Raw genomic sequence first — 24,049 nt, forward strand, 5'->3', positions numbered from 1 at the left:
GTCAGGAGGTTCCCTTCTGGTGGGGGAAGCGTTCGCCCAGGGCGCGGGCCGCCGCGTGCAGCGCGGCCGTCAGCTCCTGGAGGTCGGCCTCGTCGAGGACAGCCGGCGGCGTGAGACGTACCACCGCGTGGGCGTTGAGCGAGTGGTTGACGATGACGTTCAGGTGCAGGAGCTCCAGCAGGAACTCCCCGGCGAAGCCCGGGTCCTGGAACTCCACACCGATGAGCAGGCCCGCGCCGCGCACCTCGCGCACCAGATGCGGGCAGTGCTCCGCGACGGCCGCCCGCAGCGCGGACAGGATCCGCTCGCCGAGGGTGCGGGCGCGGTCGACGAGCCCCTCCTCGTGGATCGTCTCGACCGCCGCCCGCACGGCCGCCATGGCCACCGGCGCCGCCGAGAACGTCGAGGTGTGGATGAACGGGTCGCGGTCGAAGGGAGCGAAGGCCTCCTCGGTGGCGACCATCGCGGCGACCGGGATCACGCCGCCGCTCAGCGACTTGCCCACGAGCAGCACGTCGGGCACGACGCCCTCCCGGTCGGCGCCCCACCAGGAGCCGAGGCGGCCGAGTCCGGTCATCACCTCGTCCAGGACGAGGAACGCGCCCCGGCGGCGGCAGAGGGCGCCCACCTCGCGCAGGTAGCCCTCCGGCGGGATCACCACGCCCGCCTCGCCCTGCACCGGCTCCAGGATCACGACGGCGTCCGAGGCGTCGTCGCCGAGTGCCTCCGCGAGCGCCACGACATCCCCGTACGGCACGTGGGTGGCCGGCAGCAGGGGCAGGAACGGCGTGCGGTAGAGGTCCTTGCCCGTCGCGGACAGGGCGCCGAGGGTCTTGCCGTGGTAGCCGTCGCGCATGGCGACGACGCGGTGCCGGCCGTGGCTGCGGGCCAGCTTCAGGGCCGCTTCCACCGCCTCGGCGCCGGAGCCGCAGAAATGCATCCGGTCGAGGCCCGGCGGGGTGAACCGGGCCAGCGTCTCGGCGGCCCGCCCGGCGGCGGGGTCGAGCAGCATCCGGGTGGACAGCGGGTGGGTGCGGATCTGCCGCTCCACCGCCTCGACCACGCGCGGGTGACAGGCGCCGGTCAGGAAGACGCCGTAACCCCCGCAGTTGAGGAAGGAGCGTCCGTCCTCGGTGAGCACCCGGGCCCCGGACGAGGACGCCTCGACGTGTCCGCCGAACATCTCGCCGAGCCGGCCCCGGCCGCTGCTGAGATGGGTCTTGTAGAGGTCGGCGGTGCTCCTGCCGCCGACCAGGGCCTCGCGGCCGCTCATCGTCGCCTCCTGGATCGTCATGAGATGTGCAGCGGCGCGCCGGCGTGGTGGGCGAGCAGCGCCTCGGCGCTCGCCGACCGGGACGGCGGGTGGAAGGCCAGGACCCGGCTGACGGCCAGCAGATGCCCGACCTCGGGGGAGGTGACGAAGGCGACCCCGCCCAGCAGCTCCGCCGCCCGGTCCGCCGCGTCGACCAGCAGGTCCTGGACGGCGAAGCGGGCCGTGAGGGCCGCCGCGAGCTCCGGGTTGCCGATCGTCCCGGAGTCCACGACCCGGGCCACGTTCTCGGCGAGCCCCGCGGCCGCCTCGACAGCGACGAGCACGGCCGCGCGGTCCGTGACGCTGCCTCGGCCGCTCCGCAGCGCGGCCTCGGCGAGCCGGCCCACCGCACCGGTGTACGCCGCCGTGACCAGCAGCTCGAACCAGACGAACCCGACGGTCTGGAGGGTGTCGAGACCGGTGCCGAGCTCGACCTCGGGGCGCAGCATCAGCTCCTCGGGCACATGGACGTCCTTGAGGACGACCTCGTCGCTCTCCGCGCCCGCCAGGTACGGCACGCCCCAGAACGGCTCGCGGGTGATGCCCTCGGAGGCGGCGGGGATCAGGGCCACGCCCAACTGCGAGGAGCCGTCGGGCTGTTCGATCGCCACACCTGCGGTGAGCAGGTCCATGGAGCGCGACAGGCTGCACGGCTTCTTGGAGCCGTTCACCACATAGCCGCCGTCCGCCGAGGGGCGGGCCGTGACGGCCGAGTCCAGGATGCCGGCCCCGGCGCGGCCCTCGGCGAAGCCGGAGGCGACGAGCAGTCCGTCCCGGGCGATGCCCTCGATCAGCATCCACTCCAGGCCGCTCGCGCCGCTCGACGCGACCAGGGCGACCAGGGACGCCACCGAGAAGTTGTGCATCGCGGTGGCCACGGCCAGGGACGGGGAGAGCGCGCCGAGCGCCCGCGCGACCCGTACGGCCTCCAGCGCGGTCGCGCCCTTGCCCCCGTACTCCCGGGGCACGAGCAGTCCGGCGCCCCCGGCCCGCTTGAAGGCGGCGAGCGCGGGGCTCTCGGTGCTCTCAAGCCGCGAGAGCGGCAGGTCCCGCAGCTCCTCGGACAGTCCGGGCAGCGTCGTGGCGCAGGTCTCGCGGGCCGACTCCATGCAGCGCAGGTGCGTGGTGGTCACTGGTTCTCCTCGGAGGCGAACGCGGCGAACACCGCTTCGGTCGGACGGATCCCGGAGGCGATGCTCACCCCCTGCACATGACTGGTGCGCAGCGCCGGGTAGTTGGCCTCGCCGCAGGGGCCGCCGGTCAGACCGGTGCCGCCGTGGGTCGGCAGGACGGGCAGGAAGCCGATGTGGGAGTCGTTGACCTTCAGGAGGCCGCCGTTGCGGACCCCTCGGACGAAGCCGTCGATGACGTCGGTGTCCTGGGCCCACAGCGAGTTGCGCAGGCCGTAGGCGTTCGTGTTGACGAAGTCGACGACGGAGTCCAGGAGTTCGGCCTCCGGCACGTCGTCGGCCACCACGACCGGCAGCAGCGGGAAGAAGGTCTCCTCCCGGACCGCGCGCAGGTTCCGGGCGCTCTTCAGCCCGTCGACGCGCACCACGGTGGGCTCCACGAACACGCCGCCGACCGGGTCGGGCGTGCCGTCGAGACCGAGCCGCCTGCCGCCCGTCACGACCGTGCCGCCGAGCTCGACGGCGTCCCTGAGGACCTCCTCGTACGCCTCGGTCCGCCGGACCGGGGACAGCAGCGCCTCCGGTTCCTCGGGCAGGCCCGGGCGGATGGCGCGCACCTTCTCGACGAGCCGCTCGATCAGCGCGTCGGCGATCGCGGGGTGGACGACGGCGCAGTTGGGCACCATGCAGATCTGCCCGGAGCCGTAGAAGGCCTCCGCGAGCGCCTCCGCGGCCAGGTCCACGTCCACGTCGTCCCAGACCACGCACGTGTCGTTGCCCGCGAGTTCGAGGACGGGCTTCTTGCCGTGGGCCACGCACTCGGCGCCGAAGGCGACGCCCTGCTCGCTGCCGCCGAAGTACATGATGTCGTCCACGTACGGGCTGTCGAGCCACTGGCGCATCGTCCGCCCGGCCTCCGCGCAGACCACCGAGAGGACCTCCGGCGGGGCACCGACCTCGCGCAGCGCGGGGATCAGCAGTTCGTGCGCGATGCGCAGCACCCCGAGCGGGGAGCTCAGCGGGGCGCGCACGACCAGGGCGTTGCCGGCGGCGAGCGCCCACACGCCGAGGACGGAGTTGGCGACGGTCGCGTTCTGCGGCGGGTTCAGGCAGACCACGCCGTCGGCGACCCGGCGGACGATCAGCTCACGGGGGCCGAGCACCGTGCGGTGCTCCAGCTGCTCCGCGAGGTAGGCGCGGGTGCTGGGGGCCGTGTTGGCGATGATGCCGGTGGTCTCCCACTCGGCGAGCGCCCGGGGATGCCCCTCCGCGACGAGCAGTTCGACGATCTCGTGGCGCTTGCGCCGGGTGAGTTCGTGGACCACCTCGACGAACCGGAGCCGGGTCGCGAGCGGGACGGCGGCCCACGTGGGCACCGCGCCGGCCGCGCCGCGCAGCGCCGCCTCCATGTCGGTCGCGTCGCCCACCGCGCAGCGCCCGATGACCGATCCGGGCGCCTCCTCGGGTGCGATCCGGCCCTGCTCCAGGTCCCGCTTGAGGCGGATGGAGCCCATGATGTCGGTGAGCATGGCAGAGGCGCGGAGCGTGTAGACCCAGCGGTCCGACGGGACGTCCTGCCCCGCGATGTACGAGCCGTAGGAGTGCACGCGGCTCACCGGTCCTGGGCCGTGTCGGCCGCGTCGAAGGGGGCGACGGCGGTGTCGAACGCCTCGGCGAGGCGGGTGATCCGCTCGCCCGGCTCGAACATGGTGAAGTGGTCTCCGTAGACCTTCTCCTCGGTCACCGTGCCGGTGACGTGCGCCTGCCAGAGGGACTTGTCGACCAGGTTCATGCGCAGGGCGTTGTCGAGGTCCAGCGTGCCGCCCACCTCGTCGGCGCGCAGCAGCACCAGGTCGCCGCGGAAGGCGCGGTCCGGGTAATGCCCCTTGAGCAGGTCGTAGTTGTGCTTCCAGATCGTGAAGAAGCCCTTGTCCCGCAGCTCGTCCACGTTCAGCTCGCTGTCCCCGACCGCGTTCAGGAGCAGCGGGAACGCCTCGGCGAACTCCTCGTCGCTCAGGTGCCGGCCCACGTACGTCTCGGGCGGGTAGCTGTCCAGCAGGACGAGGGTCTCGACCTCCTCGCCCGCCGCCTGGAGCTGGAGCGCCATCTCCAGGGCGACGTTCCCGCCGAAGGAGTAGCCGCCCAGGCGGTACGGGCCGGTGGGCTGCTCGCGCCGTACGCGCTCCAGGTACAGGGCAGCCAGCTCGCGCAGGGTGGCCGGCGGGTCCTGGACGGGGAAGGACAGCGCGCGCAGCGGCACGGTGGAGCCGGAGTGGTCCACGAGCCCGGTGTAGATGAAGTTGGTGCCTCCGGCCGGGTGCACCAGGTGCAGCGCCCGGCCCTGGCCCTCGCGCAGGGTGAGCAGGCCGCGCCGGGGGTCCTCGGTGCCGCTGAGGGCCTGGTGGATGTGGCCCGCCATCTGCTCGGGGGTGCGCAGGGTGGCGAAGGCGTCGAAGTCCAGCTCGACGCCGAACTCCTCGGACAGCGCCGTGACGACCTCGACCGCGAGCAGCGAGTCCCCGTCGAGGTCGTAGAAGTCGGCGTCGGCGGAGAGGTCCGGGATGTCCAGGCGCGGGGCGACGACCGCGATCACCCGCTCCAGAACCGGGCGCGCGTCGACGGCGGCGGACTGCGGGGCGGCCTCGGGCGCCTGCGCCTCGTCCCGGGCGTCGGGCTCGATCCAGTACCGCTGCGGGGAGAGCGGCTGCCCGGGCAGGACGACCTTGCGGCGGGCGGGGCCCTCCCAGGCGACCGGGGTGGCGTCCGGCTCGCCGCCGGAGGCCAGCGCCCGGAGCCCGGCGCGCAGCTCGTCGAGGGTGGCGGCGGTGAAGCCGTGCCGCACCGGGAGCAGCGGACGGCCGACGGTCAACGTGTAGGAGACGTCGGCCAGTTCGATGGCGTCGGCGCCGTCCGTGATCCGCTCCTCCAGCCTGGTGGCCAGCACGCGCAAGGAGTCGATGTCTCGGGCGCTGAGCACCACCGGGTAGCGCGTCCCGGCCTCGGCCGGGGCGGGTGCCGCCGGGGCGGGCGGCGCGGTGAGCACGCAGTGCGCGTTGGTGCCGCCGAGCCCGAACGCGCTGACGGCTGCGGCCTTCAGCGGGGCGTCCGGGTAGTGCGTGGCCTCCGTGGCGATGGTGTAGGGCAGCCGGTCCCAGGCCAGGTACGGGTTGGGCTTGGAGTGGTTGATCTGCGGCGGGACCGTCTGGTGGTGCAGCGCGAGCGCGGCCTTGATCAGACCGGTGACGCCCGCCGCCGCGTCCAGGTGGCCCAGGTTGGCCTTGACGCTGCCGATCAGACAGCCCGGGGCGGGGCCGCCGACGGCGGCGTGCGCGGCGGCGAGCGACGTGATCTCCAGCGGGTCGCCGACGGCGGTGCCGGTGCCGTGCGCCTCGACGTACCCGATGTCCGCCGGGTCGATCCCGGAGGCGGCCACGGCGGCGCGGATGACGGCCTGCTGGCCCGCCGTGCCGGGCGCGGTGAAGCCGATCTTGTCGGAGCCGTCGTTGTTGACGGCGATGCCCCGCACGACCGCGTAGATCCGGTCGCCCTCGTCGAGCGCGTCCTGGAGCCGCTTCAGGACGACGACTCCGCAGCCGTTGCCCTTGATCGTGCCCGAGGCCTCCGCGTCGAACGGGCGGCAGTGCCCGTCCCGGGACAGGATGCCACCCTCCTGGTGGGCGTACCCGGAGGTCTGCGGGAAGGTGATGCTGACACCGCCGGCGAGCGCCGCCTTGACCTCGCCGCGGGCCAGCGCCGCGCAGGCCAGCTGGACGGCGGTCAGGGAGCTGGAGCAGGCGGTCTGCACGCTCATGCTCGGGCCGCGCAGGTCCAGCTTGTACGAGACCCGGGTCGCGAGGAAGTCTTTGTCGTTGCCGAGCAGGACCGGGTAGCTCAGGGCGGCGTCGGCGTACTCGCCGGAGCGCAGCACGTTGGCCAGCAGGTAGCTGCTCAGGCTGGTGCTCGCGAACACGCCGATCGGGCCGTACGCGGACCCGGCGGGCGTGCCCGCGTCCTCCAGCGCCTCCCAGGCGCAGGTGAGGAACACGCGCTGCTGCGGGTCCATCAGCTTCGCGTCGCGCTGCGTGACACCGAAGAAGGCGGCGTCGAACAGGTCGGCGTCCTCCAGGTCGGCGCCCCGGGCGACGTACCCGGCGGCCGCGGCGCGCTCCGCCGGGACGCCGGCCGCGCGCAGCTCGTCCGCCGAGAACGCGCGACCGGCCTCGCGGCCCGCCACGAGGGCCTGCCACAGTTCGGCGGTGCCGGGGGCGCCGGGGAAGCGCCCCGCCATGCCGACGATGGCGATGGCGTCGTCCGTCGTACGGTCACTCATGCGTCGTTCCTCGTATCGATTCGATGTGTGCGGCGAGACGGCGCACGGTGGTGTGGGTGAAGAGTTCGATCATCTGGAGGTCGGCGGCGTCCAGGTCCTGGACGAGCAGTTGGTGCGCCTGCACCACGTGCATCGAAGTGCCGCCGATGTCGAAGAAGTTGTCGTCCGGGCCGAAGCCGTCCGTGCCGAGCACCTCGGTCCACACGGCGCGCACGGCCGAGGCGGTGTCGTCGCCGGACACCGGCGCTCCCGGGGCGGTGCGCGGGCTCGCGGCGCGCGCCTCGGGCCAGGGCAGGGCGGCGGTGTCGACCTTGCCGTTGATGGTCAGCGGCAGCGCGTCCGCGCGGACGATGCGCGAGGGCACCATGTACGAGGGGAGCCGCAGCCGCACCTCGTGGCGGAGCTTCTCCTCGGCCGGCGTCTCGTCGCCGGTGACGAAGGCGACCAGGGCCGGGTGCTCCGGGTCCCGCTCGTCGAGGCGCACCGCGCACTCCCGTACGCCGGTGACCGCGAGGAACGCGGACTCGACCTCGCCGAGCTCGATCCGGAAGCCGCGCAGCTGGACCTGCTGGTCGATGCGGCCGAGGTGGACCAGGGCCCCGTCGGCACGGACGACGCCGAGGTCGCCGCTGCGGTACACGGGCCGCCCGTCGACGACGGGGAAGCGCTCGGCGGTCAGCTCGGGCCGGCCGAGGTAGCCGAGGGTGACGCCGGTGCCGCCCACGACGATCTCGCCGGGCACGCCGGGCGGGCAGACGTGCCCGTCCTCGTCGACCACGCCCACCGTGAGGTGCGGCAGCGGGCGCCCGATCAGGGACGCGGTCTCGGTCGCGGCCTCCTCGGGGGTCACCGTGTGGTGGGTGACGTGCACGGTGGTCTCGGTGATGCCGTACATGTTGACCAGCCGGGCCCGCTCGCCCATGACGTCGTACCAGGGGCGCAGGGCCGCGTAGCGCAGCGCCTCGCCGCCGAACACCACGTACCGCACGGCGAGTTCGTCCCCGTCGCCGGGGCGCAGCACCTTGAGGAGCTGCCCGAAGGCGGACGGCGTCTGGTTGAGGACGGTGACCCGCTCGCGGACGAGGAAGCCGCGGAACTCCTCGGGCGACTTGGCGACGGTCTCGGGGACGATCGCCAGCCGGCCGCCGTACAGCAGGGCGCCGAAGATCTCCCACACGGAGAAGTCGAACGCGTAGCTGTGGAAGAGGCTCCAGGTGTCCTGCGGGCCGAAGCCGAACGATCCCTCGCAGGAGCGCATCAGCGCCATCACGTTGCGGTGCGTGACCTGGACGCCCTTGGGCTTGCCGGTGGATCCGGAGGTGAAGATGACGTACGCGGTGGCGTCGGCGGACCGCGCGGGAGCCTGGTCGCCGGGCGGTACGGGGGTGTCGAGCGTGCTCGCGGAGTCCAGCCACCGCCCGGGGGCCTCGGGCCAGCGGTGCTCGTCCTCGACGACGGGCAGCCCGTCGGGGAAGGCGTCGAGGATCCGACTGAGGCGCGAGGAGGGCGAGTTGGGGTCGAGGGGCACGTACGCCTTGCCCGCCTTGAGCACGCCGAGGATCACGGCGATCAGCTCGGGGCCGCGCCGCATGGCGACGCCGACGTACGGGCCGGGGGCCCGTGCGGTGACGGCGGCGGCGACCTTGTCGGACAGCTCGTCGAGGAGCCCGTAGGTGAGCGCGGTGCCCTCGTGGACGACCGCGGTTCGCGCGGAGTGCTCCGCCGCCGTGCGGGTGAACCAGTCGGCGAGCGAGCGGGGCAACTCCTCGTCGGCGAGGGGCCGGTGGCCGGCGTTGACCAGGGCGTCCAGGCTCTGCTCGGCGGCCGGGGGGAGGGCCGGGATGCCGGTCAGGAGGCGCTCCGGATCGGCGGCGGCGAGGGCGACGACATGCGCCATGACCTCAAGCGGCCTGGTGTTCCACTGCTCGGAGGAGCACTCCGCGTTGACGACGAAGCGGTCCCCGAGGTCCTCCACGTTCATCGACATCGGGTACTTCACCATCCGCCTGCACAACGGCAGTTGCTCGACGGAGCAGCCGTCGAGGGCGAAGGCGAGCGGCTGGCGGTAGTACGTGAACGTCTGGTCCACGCGCAGCGGGCTGCCCGCGGCCTTCGGGCACACCTCGTGCACGTGGGCCGACAGGTCGAAGCCCTGGTGGCGCAGCATCTCGGACTTGGCGGACTCCGCCCAGCCGCACAGGTCGGCGAAGGTGCGGTGGGCGGTGAGGTCGCAGCCCAGCGGCAGGGTGTTCACGTAGTAGCCGAACGCCGCGCGCTGGCGGTGCCCCTGGCGGTTGGCGACGGGGATCCCGACGACCGGGTGGCGCCCGCCGGTCGTCCGGGCGTACGTCATGAGGTACGCGGAGAGGAAGAAGGTGAACGGCGTGCAGCCGAGCTCCTCGGCGCGGCGGCGCACCCGCTCGCTGAGCTCGGGACCGAGGTCGAGCCGGCGCTCCTCGCCGAGCAGCGTCCCGTCGGCGGCGCGGTGCCCGTGCAGCCGGTCGTCGCCGAGGCCGTCCACCTGGCCGAGGCGCCGGCGGTAGAAGGCGACCGTCTCCTCCCGGGCGGGCTTGGGCTCGACGAGGAGGGAGGGGGAGTCCAGGACGGAGGCGGGCAGTTCGGCGTCCGGCTCGGCGTACAGCCTGCCGAGCAGGTGGACCAGGTTGAAGTGGCTGTAGCCGTCCGCGACCAGGTGGGAGAAGAGCATCGACACGAAGGTGCCGTCCGTCGCCCGGTGGATGTGGAAGTCGTACTGCCGGGGCGCGCCGGGCGGCAGGGGAGTGTCGGCCAGGGAGGTCAGGCGCTCGACGGCGGGCCCGGCTCCCTCGCCCGGCAGGGTGGTGACCGGCACCAGGTCGTCGATGTCGCCCGTGTAGGGCCGGTGCACGGCGTGGACGACCCCGTCGCGCTGCTCGAACGTCGTGTTCAGGGCGCGGATGCCCGCGGCGAGGCGGCCCAGGGCCCGGCGCAGGCGCGGCAGGTCGGGCTCGCCGGTGATGCGGAAGACCGCGGCGAGGTTGTAGGCGGCGTCCTGCGGCGACAGCAGGGCATGGGTGAAGAGTTTCAGTTCGGCCGGAGTGGCCGGGTGGTGCACAGCATCGATCTGCATGGGTCCACACCAATCAGGACTTCGGTGTCATGGACGTGCACGGCACGTATCTGAGTGCCGGTATTCCGCCTTTCGCGAGGCAGGCGGAATTGCGCACGGAAATGTGGTTCCGGGCGCGCTTCGCGGCCGACGGAACGAAGAGAAGGGAGAGGCGCCGGGGAGGCGGCGCGCTCAGTGGCGCCGGCCGGCCGGCGTGGGTGGCGGGCAGGGCCCGATGGCTCGCTCGATCATGTAAACCCCCGTGTGCGGACGGCTCCCGGAGGGGGTCCGACCATCGTTCAGAACGAGACGACGCGTTCTAGCCTAGGAGCGGGGCGATGCTTCGTCAAGTAACGGGCGCGTTAACTTCCGGGGCGTGGGGGAGGTGGCCCGGCCCAGGATTGACTCTCGGTCAAATGCTGTTGCGTATCCGGTTACTGGCGAGTTAGCCTGCCGTGGTTGCCGACGGTAATTCCTTCGACGTCGGCCCGCGCCCGTGAATTCCGGCAGGCCCGTGCAAAAGGCCGGAGCCGTCGAATGGAGCGCACGCACCACCTTCTTTCCAGAGATCCTCGGCGCCTCCGCGCGCCCGCACGGCGAGAGAACAAGGGAGCGTCGAATGTCCGACCAGAGCGGCCCGGCGGAAGGCTGGCGCCCGGTGCCGGGGGAGCCGGGTCTCCACACGGCGGGTCCCGAGAGGGGCGAACCGCTCGTCCTCGTCCACGGCATCCGGCTCTCGGCGTGGATGTGGCAGCCGTACGCCGCCCGGCTCGCCCCGTTCTTCCGCCTCACCGCCTGCGACCTGCCGGGCCACGGGGCCCTGAGAGGACTCCCGTTCACCCTGGAGGGAGCTGTCGGCCAGGTCGCCGCGGCCGTCCGGGAGGCCGCGCGGGTCACCGGGCGCCGCCCCTGGGTGGCCGGTGTCTCCCTCGGCGGGTACGCCACGCTCGCCTACGGGGCCTCCGGCCGCTGCGAGGCCGCGGGACTCCTGGTCAACGGGTCCACGGCCCGCACCGGCGGCCGGGTGGCCCGGGAGTTCGCCACCATGTCCCGGGTGATCGACCGGATCGGCCACGAGCGCGCCGCCCGGCTCAACGGAACGCTCTTCCGCCGCCTCCTGCCGTACGACACGGCCTCCGCCGTCCTCCGTGGCGGCCTCGCCATGGAGAGCTTCCACGACGTGGTCGCCGACCTCGGGCGACGCGACGCCCTCGCGCTCGCCCGCGCCTGCACCACGCCCGTCCAGTTCGTGAACGGGCGCCTGGACCGCAGGTTCCGCCGCGACGAACACGCCTTCCTCGACGCCGTCCGCGCCGACGGCACCCCGGCCGGCCTGGCCCTCGTGCCCGGCCGCCACCTCAGTTGCCTGACCGACCCCGACCAGTACAGCCGAATCCTGTTCCGCGGCCACACCGAGCTGACCCGGCTGGCCGGGCGCTCCGGCCCGGCCGGGAAGAAGGAGCCCTCATGAGCACCTGGATGCGCACCCTGTCGTCGGCCCCCGGCCTCCCGGACGCCCGCGTCCTGTGCCTCCCGTACGCCGGCGGCACCGCGTCTGCCTACCGGGCCTGGGCCCCCATGATGCCGCCGAACACGCAGCTCCGGGCCGTCGAACTGCCGGGCCACGGACTGCGCCTGGCCGAGGAGCCGGTCCGGCGCGCCGCCGACGTGATCCGCCCGCTCGCCGACGAGCTGGTCCGCGAACAGCGCCTGCTGCCGGTCCCGCGCACCATCCTCTTCGGCCACAGCATGGGTGCCCTGCTCGCCTACGAGCTGTGCCGCGCCCTGTGCGACCGGGGCGCCCCGCCGGCCCTCCTCGTCGTCTCGGCGCTGTGCCCCGCCGACCGCCTCGACCGCAAGGCGAACGGCCTGCTCGCCGAGCGCAGGAACCTCCTGCTCGACCACATCCGCCAACTCGGCCAGACCCCGCCCGAGGTCCTCGAATCGCCCACGATGCGCGACCTCGTCCTGCGCCCCGCCCAGGCGGACTTCGAACTCCTCGCGCACGCCCCCGCCCCGGCGCCGGCCCCGCTGGCCGTGCCCGTGCTCGCCCTGGCCGGACGCCACGACTTCATCCAGCCCTCGCACCAGGTCGCCGCCTGGGAGCGGCACACCGAGCGGTGGCTCGGCCTGCGCGTGCTCCACGGGGACCACTTCTTCCCCTGGCAGAGCGAGGACGTCGGCTACCTCCTCAACGAACTGGCGCGCACGGCCCCCGTCCCCGAGGCGGCGGCCCGATGACCGGGCCCGCCGGGCCCACCGTCCTGGCCGTCTGCGCCAGCCCCTCCCGCACGTCCACGACCCAGCGCGTCCTGGACGACCTGGTGACCCCGCGCCTGACCGGGCTCGGCCTGCGCGTCGGCGGGCTCGCACTGCGCCCGCTCCCCGCCGAGGCGCTCGTGCGCGGCGACGCCGGCCACCCGGCGCTCGCCGCCGCGGCCCGGAGACTGGACCGCGCCGACGGCGTCGTCATCGGCACGCCCGTGCACAAGGCGTCCTTCACCGGGCTCCTCAAGATCTTCCTGGATCTCCTGCCCCGCCACGCGCTGGCCGGAAAGGTCGTGCTGCCGCTCGCCACCGCGCACGACCCCCGGGCACGGCGCCCTGCTCATGCGCGGACTCGGACCCGTGCTCGACTCCCTGGGCGGGCCGCGCGTGGCACCCCTGTGCTGCCTCACACGCGGGGACCTCGACGGCGGCGCCCCGCCGGGGGCGGGCGCCCTTGACCGGGCCGTCGCCGGGTTCGCCCGGATGCTGCGCGACCCAGCTCACACCGGCCTTGTGTCACATCCATGTCCCTCGGCGGCCCGGCACGGGTAAGGTCCAAAGCAGGCTGATGATCATGTGAGGGGGCCGAGACGGTGGACCTGGCCACGACGGGCCGGCGGCCGGACGCCGAGCCGACGGCGGCGGCGTGCGTGGCCGCGTATCTGCAGGCCGACCTCGCGCGCCTGGCCGCCAGGGCCGCGGCCGAGATCCTCAAGCAGATCGAGAGCTTCCGCCGCCAGGACCTGCCCCGGGCCGACCACGACGCGCATGTGCGCTTCTTCCTCGAAGCGGGCCTGCGCGCCCTCGGCGAGGGACGCACCGCCGCCACGGACGCCGAACGCGAGGCGGCGCGCGCCTACGGGGAGCGCCGGGCCGGGGACGGGGTGCCGGCCGAGGACCTCATGCTCAGCTTCTACGTGGCCTTCCGCGCGGTGTGGGAGGAGGTCTGCGACGTCCTCGCCCAGCGGGACGACCTCGGCGACCTGCTGTCGTCGATGGAACGCACGATGCTGTGGGTGCAGCACATCACCGGCGAGGTCGGCGCCGGACACCGCGACGCGCAGGCGTGCGCCTCCATGGCACGCCTTGCCGCGGGCCGCCGCCTCGCCGAGGCGCTCGACGACCCGGCCGTGCCGGAGAGCGACCTCCACACCGCCCTGGAACGGCTCGACTTCGACCCGAGGGGCGAGTTCCAGCTCTGGGTGTCCCGGCGGCCTGCGGACCCGCACCGGCTGCGGGCGATCCAGTCGCGCCTGGAGGAGGGGCCGGGGCACTTCGTCGCCCTGGACACCCCCGGCGAGGTCGTCGTCGTGGGGCAGGACCGGGAGCCGAACGCCCAGGTCGAGACCGCCCTCCTGGCGGACGGCGGCGGACCGGTCGGCGCCGGACTGGTGCGCAGCGGACCCGCCGGAGCCCGCCGGAGCATCGACGACGCCCGCCGCGCCCTGTGCGCGGGCCGGGGCCGCCCCGGGGTGCACCGCTACGCGGACATCTGGCCCTTCGCGCTCGTCGCCGACGCCGGGGCGAGCCGGGTCCCACAGCTCGACGAGGCCCTGGAGACGGCCCGCTCCAATCCGCATCTCGCCGAAGCGGTACGGGAGTTCGCCGACCACGGCTTCTCGGTGGCGGCCGCCGCCCGCGCCCTGAACGTACACGCCAACACCCTCACGTACCGCCTCGAACGCTGGCACGAGCTGACCGGCCTCGACTGCCGCACCTACACGGGGCTCTTCACCTCGCGCGCGGCCGTGGAGCTCAGCTGAGCCGCCCGCGCGCCTTGCGTACGAAGCGCCGCAGCCGGTCGGGGACGCGCGAGACGATCGCGGCCGCCCCCGTCGTACGGCGCGGCCGGGGCACCAGCTCGCCCGCGCAGTTGGGGCAGACCCCGGCGAAGCCCCGGGTACAGGACGGGCACCAGGTGCACTCGTAGCTGCAGATGAATGCCTCGGCGTCTCCGGCCAGTTCACCGTTGCAGCTCAGGCAGCGCGGACGCATGCGCAGCATGTCCTTCTCCTCTTCGTCGGGGGGTGTCGGGGTTCAGCGGGAGTTGACCAACGTGATCAGGCGCTGGAGCCGCTGGATGTCCTTCGCGCCGCGCGCGTACGTCGACACCGCGAGCGGTACGTCGAACAGCTTGCGGGTCACCGCCTTCGGCACCGTGAACTCCCGCAGCCCGTCGGGCCCGTGGATCCGCCCGAAGCCCGAGGCGCCGCGCCCGCCGAAGGGCAGCGACGGCACGGCGGGGAAGGACAGCACGTCGTTGACGCTCACCATGCCGGTCCGCATCCGGTCCGCCAGGCGGCGCGCGTCACGGCGGGCGAAGACGGCGCCGCCCAGAGCGTAGGCGGAGTCGTTGGCGCGGGCGACGCCCTCGTCCGCGTCCGCCACCCGGTTCACCACGAGCACCGGGCCGAAGGTCTCCTCCCGTACGGCCGCGGAGTCCTCCGGCACGTCGGCGAGGACGACGGGACCGTGCACGTACGGCGGCTGGACCGACTCAGGGCCGCCGACCACGGCACGGCCGCCACGGGCGAGGGCGTCGTCGATGTGCCGCCGGATGACGTCCAGTTGGCCCGGCATGGTGACCGGGCCGAAGTCGGTGCCGGCCCGCAGCTCCCGGGCGCGCTCGGCGCAGCGGGCGAGGAAGCGCTCGTAGACCGGGGCGGCGACGTAGACGCGCTCGATGCCCGCGCAGGACTGGCCGGTGTTGCTGCACGCGCCCCACAGGGCCGACTCCACGGCCGCGTCCACGTCGGCGTCGGCGGCGACCACGAGCGCGTCCTTGCCGCCGAGTTCGAGCAGGACGGGGGTGAGGGAGGGCGCGCAGGCGGCCAGGACGCGGGCGCCGGTCCGGGCGGAGCCGGTGAAGGCGACCTTGTCGACGCCCGCCGCGCACAGGGCCGCTCCGGTGCCGCCGTCGCCCGTGGCCAGGACGAGGACGTCGTGACCGGGGACCGCCTCCGCGAAGGTGTCCGCGAGCCAGGCGCCGATGGCCGGCGTGTACTCGCTGGGCTTGAACACCACCGCGTTCCCCGCCGCGAGCGCGTACGCGAGGGAGCCGAGCGGGGTGTGCACCGGGTAGTTCCAGGGGCCGATCACGCCGATCACCCCGAACGGGCGGTACTCGACCGTCGCGTACTGGTTGGCCATGAGCAGCCCCGACGGCACCCGGCGGCGCCCGAGGACCCGGCGGGAGTGGCGCGCGGCCCAGTCCAGATGGGTCAGCGCCGCCGCCATCTCGACCAGCGCGTCGGCCTTCACCTTGCCGTTCTCGCGCTCCATCAGGGCGACGATCTCCGGCAGCCGCCGGGCCATCAGGCGCCGCCAGGCGAGCAGGAGCGGCCGCCGTCCGTGGTGTCCCAGGCGGTCCCACGCCTCGGAGGCCCGGCGGGCCCGGGCGACCTTGTCCCGTACCGCCCGCTCGTCGTCGACGGGGAAGGAGCCGATCTCCTCGCCGGTGACGGGGTCGAGCGAGGCGAAGCGCGGGAGCGTGCCCGCGTCGATGGCCGTCATGAGGTCCTGCCTCTCGGAAGGATCAGAAGGATCGGAGCCCGTGCGGCCCGTGGTGACAGTGCCTTGACAGTGCTGTGGCACCGACCTAGCCTAAAACGAAACGACCCGTTCTGACCAGAGCTGCCGGAGGGGCACTTGACATCCCACCGGCCAGCCGCGCGCGCGGAGTTGAGGTCGACCGGGCTCCGGCCGACCGCACAGAACCCGCCGGATGCGGCAGCCCGACGCCCCGCCGCGCGGGCCCGTCGCGCGCGGGTGGTACAACCGTCGGAGTGATCGCCTCGGCCGGTGCGCACCGCACGGCGACACCGGCGGCCCCAGAGAACAGGAGCTCCCGGTATGGGAGAAAAGCGCACCCTGCACAGCGTCATGGCCTCGACCGGCCCGCAGCGCCGCGACCTGGAGGCGAGGAAGAGGATCCTCGCCTCCACGCTCAAACTCCTCAAGAAGGAGGGGTACGCGAACCTCACCATCGGTGAGGTGGCGGTGGACGCGAAGGTCGGCAAGGCCACGCTCTACCGCTCCTGGCCGAGCAAGGCGGAGCTGGTCCTCGACGCGGTGCGCACCCGGCTCAAGGACGTCCCGGTCGACGAGACCGGGGACTCCACCGAGGAGGTCCTCGCCGTCGCCCGTCAGGCGCTCGCCGACTTCTTCTGCTCGCCCGAGGTCCAGGTCATCCTGCCGGCCCTGATCGCGGACACCGCCCGCAACCCCGAGCTGCGCCGGCGCCTGCGCGAGGACATCATCGAGCCCCGGCGCGCCCGGGCCCGTACCGTCCTGGAACGGGCCATCGACCGGGGCGACCTCCCCGTCGGCACCGACATCCCCATGCTCCTGGAGATGTGGGCGGGCGCCATGATGTTCCGCAGCGTCTTCTACGACGGCGCGTTCGACGAGGACGCCATCGAGCGCATGGTCACCGCCACCATGACCTCGCCGCCGCGCCTCCCGGAGGCCTGACCCCGACGGACGGGACGGGGCGCGGCTGCCGGGCGGTCGGTCGCACGCCCATCCTGCCAGCCGCGCCGGGTCCCGCCCATTGGGGAATCCCCGAAACCTCACGGGTCGCTTCCGTCACTTCCACGATGCTCACGAAGGAACGAGCACGGTCCCGGGTTCGGGAGCCGGGCGGTGCCGGAACTCGTGCTCGGCCGCGCGGTGGTAGCCCCTGCGGTCGTACCAGCGGCTGACGCCCAGGCCGAGCGCGAGGGCCCCGAGGCCGTAGCCGGCCATGACCAGCCACGCCCGGGTGGAGACGTCACCGCCGCGGAAGAAGAGCAGGCTGCGCGCGCCCGCGGCGATATGACGGGCCGGGAGCAGTCCGCCGAGGGTGTCGAGCGCGCCGGGCAGGGCCTCGACCGGCAGCGCCGCTCCGGACAGCGGGATCCCGAGCAGGGTCAGGAGCAGCAGCGCGACCACCTGCCCGGGGGCGCCGAGCACGGTGAACAGGGCCAGCGTGACCAGCGTGACCGAGGCGCAGGCCACGCCCGCGAACAGCACGAACCGCGTCCCGTCCGACGCGTCCAGGCCGGTGGTCCACAGGGTGAGCAGCGCGACGACCGCGCCCGCCGCGAAGCCCATCACGGCCGCCGGCAGGGCCTTGGCGAGGAAGGTCGCCGTCCTGGTGATGCGGACCGCGGGCAACTGGCGGCGCCGGGGCCCCACTTCCAGCGGGAGGTAGCCGAGCCGGGAGTCCAGCAGCATCGTCAGGAGCGACGCGGGCACGAGACCGGACACGAGCAGGGCGATGGCGAAGTACAGGGGGACCGCCCCCGAGGTCGACCCGCCGGTCGCGCCGCCCGTGCTCAGGGTCGTCTCCTTCACCTGGACGGGGTCGCCCAGCAGGGCGAGGAAGCCGGGGGACGCCGTGCCCGGCTTTGCCGCCCGCGCCGTGAGCGCGCCGCCCACCTGCCGCGACACCTGCGCGGCGGCGGTCCGCAGCGCCCGGCCCGCCATGGAGGAGGCCACGCCCGCGGTTCCGGTGTGGCCGAGGATCTCCAGGGACGGACGCGGGCCGGCCGCGCCGGGGCCGCCGAGCAGGCCGAGGGAGCGGCGGCTGAAGTCGGCCGGTACGACGAGCGCGGCGTACACCTCCTGGTCGTCGAGGAGCCGCTCGGCCTCGGCGCGGGTGCCGACCCGCCGCCAGCTCAGCCGCCCGCCGTCCGTGGCCCGCTCCAGTTTCCCGGCGGCCAGCTCGCCGAAGTCGACCGTCCCCGCGGGTCCTCGGGCGCCCTGGTCCTCCGTCACGAGCGCCAGCGGGAGGCCGTGCAGATGCTCCTCGGGGGCGGCCGCCGGTCCCAGATAACTGAGCGTGGACACGGCGGCGACCACGCACCCGAGCAGTGTCAGAACCCAGGCCAGGGGGTGTTTCCAGACTGTCGCGGCCCGCATGGGGGACCACCTCTCCTCGATCGGTCCGGCGTGCGCAGCAGAACGCAACGCAACGGTGCGTTGCGATACTAGGAGTCGACCGCGCCAGACTGCAACGCACCGTTGCGTTTTGCTTGATACGGTGGCCCGCGATGACGGACGACACGCGGACACCAGGCAAGAGCGGCGGCCCCCGGCGCCGTGACGAGATCTTCGCGGCCTGCCTCGGCCTCCTCGCCGAGCACGGCTACGACCTGCTGACGATCGAGGGCGTCGCCCAGCGGGCGAACGTGAACAAGACGACCATCTACCGCTGGTGGCCGTCCAAGTCCGAGCTGCTGCGCGACGCCCTGCTCAACTCGGGCCTGCTCGCCTTCGACCTGCCCGACACCGGCAGCCTCGCCGGTGACCTCGCGGCCCTCGGCTCCCGGGTCCAGGACCTGCTCGCGGACGAGCACAAGCGCGCCGTCGTCGAGTCCGCGCTCGTCGGCGCCGTACGCCACCCCGCCATGCGCGACCTCGTCTCCTCCTTCCTGGAGGACCGCCTCGGCCGGCACCAGCCGATCTTCGTCCGCGCCGTCGCCCGGGGTGAACTCGCCGCCGCCTTCGACCCGTCCCTCCTCGTCGACGCCCTCGCCGGCGCCCTCTGGCTCCGCATCCTCGTCCGCCGCCGGGACGTCACCGACGGCTTCGCCCAGGAGATCGTCACCCTGCTGATGAACGGCGCGACCGACGGGACCTGAGCCCCACGGGTGAGCTCCCGGAGCATCTACTATGAAGACGTAGTACTATGACTGCGTCGTTGTTGGGGTGGTCCCGCACCGTCCCTTCGCCGCTCCGTGAGCCCCTGAGGGGAAAACATGTCTGCTTCTGCCTCCGCCCAGTTACTCGGCCGGGCCGCCCCGGAGCGGCGTGGCCTCGCGATCACGGGTCTGGCTCTCGGCATGCTGCTGAGCACGCTCGACCAGACCATCGTCGCCACCGCGCTGCCCTCGATCGCCAAGGACCTCGGGAGCCTCTCCTCCTCGGCGTGGATCGTGAGCGCCTATCTGCTGACGACGACGGCGAGCGCGCCGCTGTACGGCAAGCTGGGCGACATGTTCGGCCGCCGCCGGATGGTGCTCATCGCGCTCTCGCTCTTCATCGGCTCCTCGATCCTGTGCGGCGTCGCGCCGAACATGTGGTCGCTGATCGCCCTGCGCGCGCTCCAGGGCCTCGGCGGCGGCGGTCTCGTCGGTCTCGGCAGCGCCGGGATCGCCGACCTCGTGCCGCTGCACGAGCGGGGCAAGGCGCTCAGCTACAGCGGCGCCGTCTTCGCCGCCGGCAGCATCGGCGGCCCGCTGCTCGGCGGCGTGTTCACCGACTACCTCGACTGGCGCTGGGTCTTCTACATCAACGTGCCGATCGGCCTGGTGTCGATGTTCCTGGTCGTCACGTACTTCAGGCTGCCCCAGGCCGTGGTCCGCGGCGCGCTCGACGTGCTGGGCTCGGTGCTGCTCGTCGGCGCCGTCACCTGCCTCATGCTGGTGACCGTCTGGGCCGGGCGCGACTACGCGTGGGGCTCGGCGCAGATCCTCGGCCTGCTCGCCGCCGCGGTGGTGCTGCTGATCGGCTTCGTGGCGCGGGAGCGGTCGGCGGCCAACCCCGTACTGCCGCTCCAGCTCTTCAAGGCGCGGGCGTTCGCGGTGGCCGTGCCCGCCTCGGTGGTCCTGGGCATGCTGCTGCTCGCCGCGGTGGTGTTCCTGCCGCAGTTCTTCCAGGCGGTACGGGGGATGAGCGCGTCCACCTCCGGTCTCGCCCTCACTCCGCTGATGCTGGGCGTCGTCGGGACGATGACCGTCGTCGGCCGCCGCGTCACCGCCTCGGGGCGCTACCGGCCGTACCCGATCATCGGTTCGGTGCTCACCATCGTCGGCTTCGCGGCGCTGACCCAGCTCGACGGTGACACCCCCGACTGGCTCATGGTCCTGGAGATGCTGGTGCTCGGCATGGGCATGGGCTTCGCCATCCAGCTCCTGGTCCTGATCATGCAGAACTCGGCCGAGATGCAGTACCTCGGCGTGGCGTCCTCGGCGGCGATGTTCTTCCGGTCCATGGGCGGCGCGATCGGTACGGCGTTCTTCAGCACGGTCCTCGTGCGGCGGCTCGCCGACGAGATGGGCTCGGGCGGCGCGGCGCTGAACGCGTCGCCGGACGAGGTGGCGCGGCAGGCGATGGTCGACGGATCGGTGCTGCCGGAGTCCGTACAGGCGCTGTTCTCCCAGGCGTTCGCCGAGTCCATCCACATCGTCTACGTCTGGGCGCTGCCCTTCGCCGGGCTGCTGCTGGTCCTCGCGCTGGCCCTGCCGACGGTGCCGCTGTGGACGGTCGAGTTCCTGAAGAAGTTCAAGGAGGACCACGAGGCGAAGGTGGCCGCGGAGGCGGCCGAGGCGGCCGCGGCAGCGTCGGCGGCCCCGGCGGGGAGCAAGGAGCAGGTCCCGGCGGCGGAGTGAGTGCTTCCGTGGCGGGTCGGTCCGCGACAGGGGGAGGGCCCGGGGATCACCCCGGGCCCTCCCCCTGTCGCGGGTCGTCGGCCGGAAGCCGCTCAGCCGCGCATCGCCTCCTCGCCGAGCAGCTCCTGGTCCATGACCACCGCCGCGAGCGATCCGGCCGAGGCCGCGTGCACGATCTGCGAGGCCGGGAACGGCAGGGAGGCGCGGCGGGCCAGATCGCCGGCGGCGAAGACCCCTCGTACCGTGGTCTGCTGGAAGTCGTTGACCTCGACGCTGCCGTCCTCGAAGAGGGAGCAGCCGAGCTCCTCGGGCAGGGTGCTGCCCTGGCGGGTCGGCGGGCGGAGGAAGGCGGCGCGGCAGTCGAGCCGTCCGCCGTCGGCGAAGGCGACCGCGCGCAGCCGGCCCTCCCCGTCGACGTCGAGCCCCTCGTACGGCTCCGTGCGCAGCTTCACGCCGCGCCGCAGCAGCAGGCGCAGGGTGCCCTCGTCGGTGATCTCCTCGCCGCCGGAGCACACGGTGATGTCGCCCACGAAACGGGAGAGTTGGAGCGCGAGGCGCAGGGCGCCGCCGTCCCCGCCGAGGACGACCACCCGCTCGTCCGCCACCTCGTGGGCGTCGCAGTAGGGGCAGTTGAAGGCGGAGACGCCCCACGCCTCGGCGAGTCCGGGCAGTTCGGGCAGGACGTCCGTCATGCCGGTGGCGAGCAGCAGCCGCCTGCCCCGGGCGGTGGAGCCGTCGGCGAGCGAGACGGCGAAGTGGTCGTCCTCCGGCTTCACCCCGGCGACCGCGAGGGCCCGGTGCTCGACGTGCCGGTACGCGGAGAGCTGGCCGAGCCCGAGCGCGCGGAGCTCCGCCGGGGGCAGGCCGTCGCGGGTCAGGAAGCCGTGGCTGTGGCGCGAGGCGCGGTTGCGGCCGGAGCCGGCGTCGAGCAGGAGGGTGGAGCGGTGGGTGCGGCCGAGGGTGGTCGCCGCGGCGAGGCCCGCCGGGCCGCCGCCGACGATGACGACGTCGTAGACGGGCGCTTCGGTCGGTCCGGGCGTGGGACCGGGCGTGGGACTGGGCGTGAGGCTAGGCATGAGGAACCCCTTTCTACTACGCAAGTGTAGTAGAAAGGGGTGGGGCGTTCAACGACGCGACCGGCCCGCTCAGCGCTCCGCCGCTGCCGCCACCCGCGCCTCGTCCTCCGGGTCCTCCGCCCGCCGCTCCAGCTCCGCCATGTGCTCAGGGCCGAAGAAGTCCAGCACCGACGTGGAACCGGCCACGATGCCCAGGAAGCTGTCCGCCTCCGCCCGGTCGTAGGCCAGCACCCGGAACGCCTTGCGCATCCGGTCGCTGAAGCCCAGCGAGGCCGCCTGGTGGGTGAACTCGTAGAGCCACTGCGACTCCTCGTTGCGGCGCGCCTCGTACGCCGCCATCTCCTCGTCCCAGTCGCCGGTGCCCTCCAGCACCTTGTGCAGGGCCTCCGAGAGCACCTCGGCGTCACGGAAGGCGTCCGTGATGCCCTGACCCGTGACCGGGTCCTTGTGATAGCCGGCGTCGCCCGCCAGCGCCCAGCCTGCCCCGTACGGACGCCGGTAGTAGAACGGCAGGTCGGCCGTCCCCATGAAGCGCTCGGTCTGCCGGCCCGACTCGCTCATCTCGGTGGCCAGACCGGGTGCCGTGTCCTTGATGATCCGGTGGTAGGTGCCCTCGATGTCGGCCTTGAACCGGTCCTTCTCCGCGTGCGGCAGCGCGCACACGATCAGATGCGCGTCGTCGTGCGTCGGCATCACCGCGACCTGCTGCTCGTCGCCGAAGTACACCTCGTAGCCCCGGTCGAGACCCGTCCAGTACGTGTAGTACGCCACGGTCCTGGCGGGCCGGTCGTTGTACACCGGCGCGTCCATCAGCCGCGCCACCAGCGAGCGCTTCCCGTCCGCGCCGACCACCGCGCGGGCGCGCAGCTCCTCCTCGGCGCCGCCGTGACTGCGCCCGCGCACGCCGACGACCACGCCGTCCTCGACGATCAGGTCCCGCACGGTGAACCCCTCGCGGATCTCGGCGCCCGCCTCGCGGGCGGCGTCCACGAGGATCTTGTCGAGGACGATCCGGCGCGGCGCGTACGCCGGGCCGACGCCCTGGACCGGCGGCGGACAGCCGCGGATCGGCAGATCGCCGTAGTACCAGACCGCCTCGGTCACCGGCGGGCAGCCCGAGGCCTCCAGACGGTCCAGGAGCCCCCACTTGCGCAGGCGGGCGAGACCGCTCTGGTGCATGAAGTGGGTCGACAGCGTGTCGCTGGGGAACGAGGCCCGGTCCAGGACGAGGACACGGTGGCCCATCCGGGCGAGCAACATGGCGGTGGGGGAACCCGCGCAGCGGGCTCCCACCACGATGACGTCGTACATGCGGCCTCCGGGGCTGTGAACGGCGAACGGCAAGAGGTCCGCCCAGCCAACCGGCGTCCCCCGTACGCCGGAAGGCCCGATGGGGGGCCTCGAACGGGTACCCCGGCCCCGGTCGGATCGGCCCCGGCGCATGTCCCGGTCCCACGAGTCTCCTCGGCCCGCCACCACCGCCCCGAGGCTGGGAGTCCGTCAAACCCGGAGGAGTTCATGGACATCGGCATCTCGCTGCCCACCGTCGGGCCCGCGGGCCGGCGCAAGTACGTGCTCCAGGTGGCCGAGGCCGCGGACCGTCTCGGCTTCCACTCGCTGTGGATCAGCAGCCACGTCGCCCTGCCCCGCGAGCGCCACTCGACCTGCCTCTACCCGCGGGCCACCACGTCCGACGCGTACAACTGGGGCGTCCCCTGGCTCGACCCCATCGCGGTCATGGGCCTGGTCGCCGGTGCCACCGAGCGCATCCGCATCGGCACCCACGTGCTGGCCCTGCCCTACCGCAACCCGGTCATCCTCGCCGGTGAGCTGGCCGCCCTCGACCAGCTCACCGAGGGAAGGATCGAACTCGGCGCGGGCATCGGCTGGATGGACGAGGAGTTCGACACCGTCGGCGTGCCCCGGCGGCAGCGCGGAGCGCGTACCGACGAAGCCATCGCCCTGATGCGCACCCTCTGGGAGGCCTCCGAACCCGTCTCGTTCCACGGCAGGTTCACCCACTTCGACGACATGTGGCTCACCAGTCGCGCCCACCGCCCCGGCGGCCCCCGCATCCACGTCGGCGGCAACTCCGAACCGGCCCTGCGCCGCGTCGGGCGCCTCGGCGACGGCTGGCTGGGGCACGAGGTCTACCCCGAGGAGATCGGCCCGGCCCGCGAACTCATCCACCGGCACGCCACCGAGGCCGGCCGGGACCCCGAGGCGATCATGCTCTCCGCCCGCCGCGGACTCCTCCCGCCCTTCCCCGTCATGAACTTCATGTCGGACCGCAACAACCTCCACGGATCACCCGCCGACATCGCCGAGTCCTTCGACGCCTACCGGCGCGAGGGGATCTCCCTGATGGTCCTCGACCTCAACATGAGGCCCCAGGAGATCGTCGACACCATGGAGTGGCTGAGCAAGGACGTCCTGCCGCTGCTGTCGTGACCCGCCGCCCCGACCCGCC

General features: G+C 73.4%; 18 protein-coding genes. 8 read left to right on the forward strand and 10 right to left on the reverse strand.

Annotation, left to right across the window (positions count from 1 at the left end; all coding sequences use genetic code 11):
• Position 1 precedes the first annotated feature (1 nt).
• The 5 genes from ABTZ54_RS12375 to ABTZ54_RS12395 are packed head-to-tail and all read right to left on the reverse strand — an operon-like array spanning position 2 to position 9,881.
• Positions 2-1,273: an aspartate aminotransferase family protein gene (locus tag ABTZ54_RS12375; protein WP_351660729.1), complete on the reverse strand. Its 1,272-nt coding sequence runs from the start codon at positions 1,271-1,273 to the stop codon at positions 2-4.
• A 17-nt stretch (positions 1,274-1,290) separates the two neighbouring features.
• Positions 1,291-2,445, reverse strand: coding sequence for an acyl-CoA dehydrogenase family protein (locus ABTZ54_RS12380; protein ID WP_351660732.1), 1,155 nt, complete (start codon positions 2,443-2,445; stop codon positions 1,291-1,293).
• Entirely contained in the window at positions 2,442-4,058 is a 1,617-nt protein-coding gene (locus tag ABTZ54_RS12385; RefSeq protein ID WP_351660735.1) for an aldehyde dehydrogenase family protein, read from the reverse strand. Before ABTZ54_RS12385 ends, ABTZ54_RS12380 begins: the two co-directional genes overlap by 4 nt.
• Entirely contained in the window at positions 4,055-6,772 is a 2,718-nt protein-coding gene (locus tag ABTZ54_RS12390) for a beta-ketoacyl synthase N-terminal-like domain-containing protein (protein WP_351660738.1), read from the reverse strand. The genes ABTZ54_RS12385 and ABTZ54_RS12390 overlap by 4 nt, the downstream gene beginning before the upstream one ends.
• Positions 6,765-9,881: a non-ribosomal peptide synthetase gene (locus ABTZ54_RS12395; protein ID WP_351660741.1), complete on the reverse strand. Its 3,117-nt coding sequence runs from the start codon at positions 9,879-9,881 to the stop codon at positions 6,765-6,767. The genes ABTZ54_RS12390 and ABTZ54_RS12395 overlap by 8 nt, the downstream gene beginning before the upstream one ends.
• Positions 9,882-10,479: 598 nt before the next feature.
• Between ABTZ54_RS12395 and ABTZ54_RS12400 the strand changes: the two genes are divergently transcribed.
• The 4 genes from ABTZ54_RS12400 (at position 10,480) to ABTZ54_RS12415 (ending at position 13,891) form a co-directional block, all read left to right on the forward strand.
• The gene (locus ABTZ54_RS12400; protein WP_351660744.1) at positions 10,480-11,331 is read left to right on the forward strand and encodes an alpha/beta fold hydrolase; all 852 of its coding nucleotides are present in this window, start codon (positions 10,480-10,482) and stop codon (positions 11,329-11,331) included.
• Positions 11,328-12,101, forward strand: coding sequence for a thioesterase II family protein (locus ABTZ54_RS12405; RefSeq protein WP_351660747.1), 774 nt, complete (start codon positions 11,328-11,330; stop codon positions 12,099-12,101). Before ABTZ54_RS12400 ends, ABTZ54_RS12405 begins: the two co-directional genes overlap by 4 nt.
• Complete coding sequence (locus tag ABTZ54_RS12410; RefSeq protein ID WP_351660750.1) at positions 12,098-12,586, forward strand: NAD(P)H-dependent oxidoreductase; 489 nt, start codon at positions 12,098-12,100, stop codon at positions 12,584-12,586. Before ABTZ54_RS12405 ends, ABTZ54_RS12410 begins: the two co-directional genes overlap by 4 nt.
• Before the next feature lie 135 nt (positions 12,587-12,721).
• Entirely contained in the window at positions 12,722-13,891 is a 1,170-nt protein-coding gene (locus tag ABTZ54_RS12415) for a PucR family transcriptional regulator (protein ID WP_351660753.1), read from the forward strand.
• Here the strand turns inward: ABTZ54_RS12415 and ABTZ54_RS12420 are convergent.
• A complete protein-coding gene (locus tag ABTZ54_RS12420; protein ID WP_351660756.1) occupies positions 13,884-14,132 on the reverse strand; it encodes a DUF1272 domain-containing protein in 249 nt (82 codons plus the stop codon). The genes ABTZ54_RS12415 and ABTZ54_RS12420 overlap by 8 nt on opposite strands.
• 33 nt (positions 14,133-14,165) lie before the next feature.
• Entirely contained in the window at positions 14,166-15,641 is a 1,476-nt protein-coding gene (locus ABTZ54_RS12425) for an aldehyde dehydrogenase family protein (RefSeq protein WP_351660759.1), read from the reverse strand.
• A 339-nt stretch (positions 15,642-15,980) separates the two neighbouring features.
• On the opposite strand from ABTZ54_RS12425, the gene ABTZ54_RS12430 reads away from it, so the two are divergent.
• Positions 15,981-16,601: a TetR/AcrR family transcriptional regulator gene (locus ABTZ54_RS12430; RefSeq protein ID WP_351660762.1), complete on the forward strand. Its 621-nt coding sequence runs from the start codon at positions 15,981-15,983 to the stop codon at positions 16,599-16,601.
• A 129-nt stretch (positions 16,602-16,730) separates the two neighbouring features.
• Here ABTZ54_RS12430 and ABTZ54_RS12435 read toward each other — a convergent pair whose 3' ends face one another.
• The gene (locus ABTZ54_RS12435) at positions 16,731-18,032 is read right to left on the reverse strand and encodes an ABC transporter permease (protein ID WP_351660765.1); all 1,302 of its coding nucleotides are present in this window, start codon (positions 18,030-18,032) and stop codon (positions 16,731-16,733) included.
• 131 nt (positions 18,033-18,163) lie between these two features.
• Here ABTZ54_RS12435 and ABTZ54_RS12440 point away from each other — a divergent pair, with 131 nt between their 5' ends.
• Together ABTZ54_RS12440 and ABTZ54_RS12445 are read left to right on the forward strand one after the other, a co-directional pair.
• Positions 18,164-18,754: a TetR/AcrR family transcriptional regulator gene (locus ABTZ54_RS12440; RefSeq protein ID WP_351660768.1), complete on the forward strand. Its 591-nt coding sequence runs from the start codon at positions 18,164-18,166 to the stop codon at positions 18,752-18,754.
• Between the two features lie 117 nt (positions 18,755-18,871).
• Positions 18,872-20,503 carry an MDR family MFS transporter gene (locus tag ABTZ54_RS12445; protein ID WP_351660771.1) on the forward strand — a complete coding sequence of 544 codons (1,632 nt, stop codon included), beginning with the start codon at positions 18,872-18,874 and terminating at the stop codon, positions 20,501-20,503.
• A gap of 92 nt (positions 20,504-20,595) precedes the next feature.
• On the opposite strand, the gene ABTZ54_RS12450 is transcribed toward ABTZ54_RS12445, so the two are convergent.
• Together ABTZ54_RS12450 and ABTZ54_RS12455 are read right to left on the reverse strand one after the other, a co-directional pair.
• Positions 20,596-21,579, reverse strand: coding sequence for an NAD(P)/FAD-dependent oxidoreductase (locus ABTZ54_RS12450; RefSeq protein WP_351660774.1), 984 nt, complete (start codon positions 21,577-21,579; stop codon positions 20,596-20,598).
• A 69-nt stretch (positions 21,580-21,648) separates the two neighbouring features.
• Positions 21,649-22,890 (reverse strand): NAD(P)/FAD-dependent oxidoreductase, encoded by a 1,242-nt coding sequence (locus tag ABTZ54_RS12455; RefSeq protein ID WP_351660777.1) that lies wholly within the window; start codon positions 22,888-22,890, stop codon positions 21,649-21,651.
• 207 nt (positions 22,891-23,097) lie between these two features.
• Between ABTZ54_RS12455 and ABTZ54_RS12460 the strand changes: the two genes are divergently transcribed.
• Positions 23,098-24,030, forward strand: a complete 933-nt coding sequence (locus ABTZ54_RS12460; RefSeq protein WP_351660780.1) for a TIGR03619 family F420-dependent LLM class oxidoreductase — start codon at positions 23,098-23,100, stop codon at positions 24,028-24,030.
• Positions 24,031-24,049: the final 19 nt, after the last annotated feature.

This window comes from Streptomyces sp. NPDC094032 (assembly GCF_040303965.1).
In the GTDB taxonomy this organism is placed as follows: domain Bacteria; phylum Actinomycetota; class Actinomycetes; order Streptomycetales; family Streptomycetaceae; genus Streptomyces.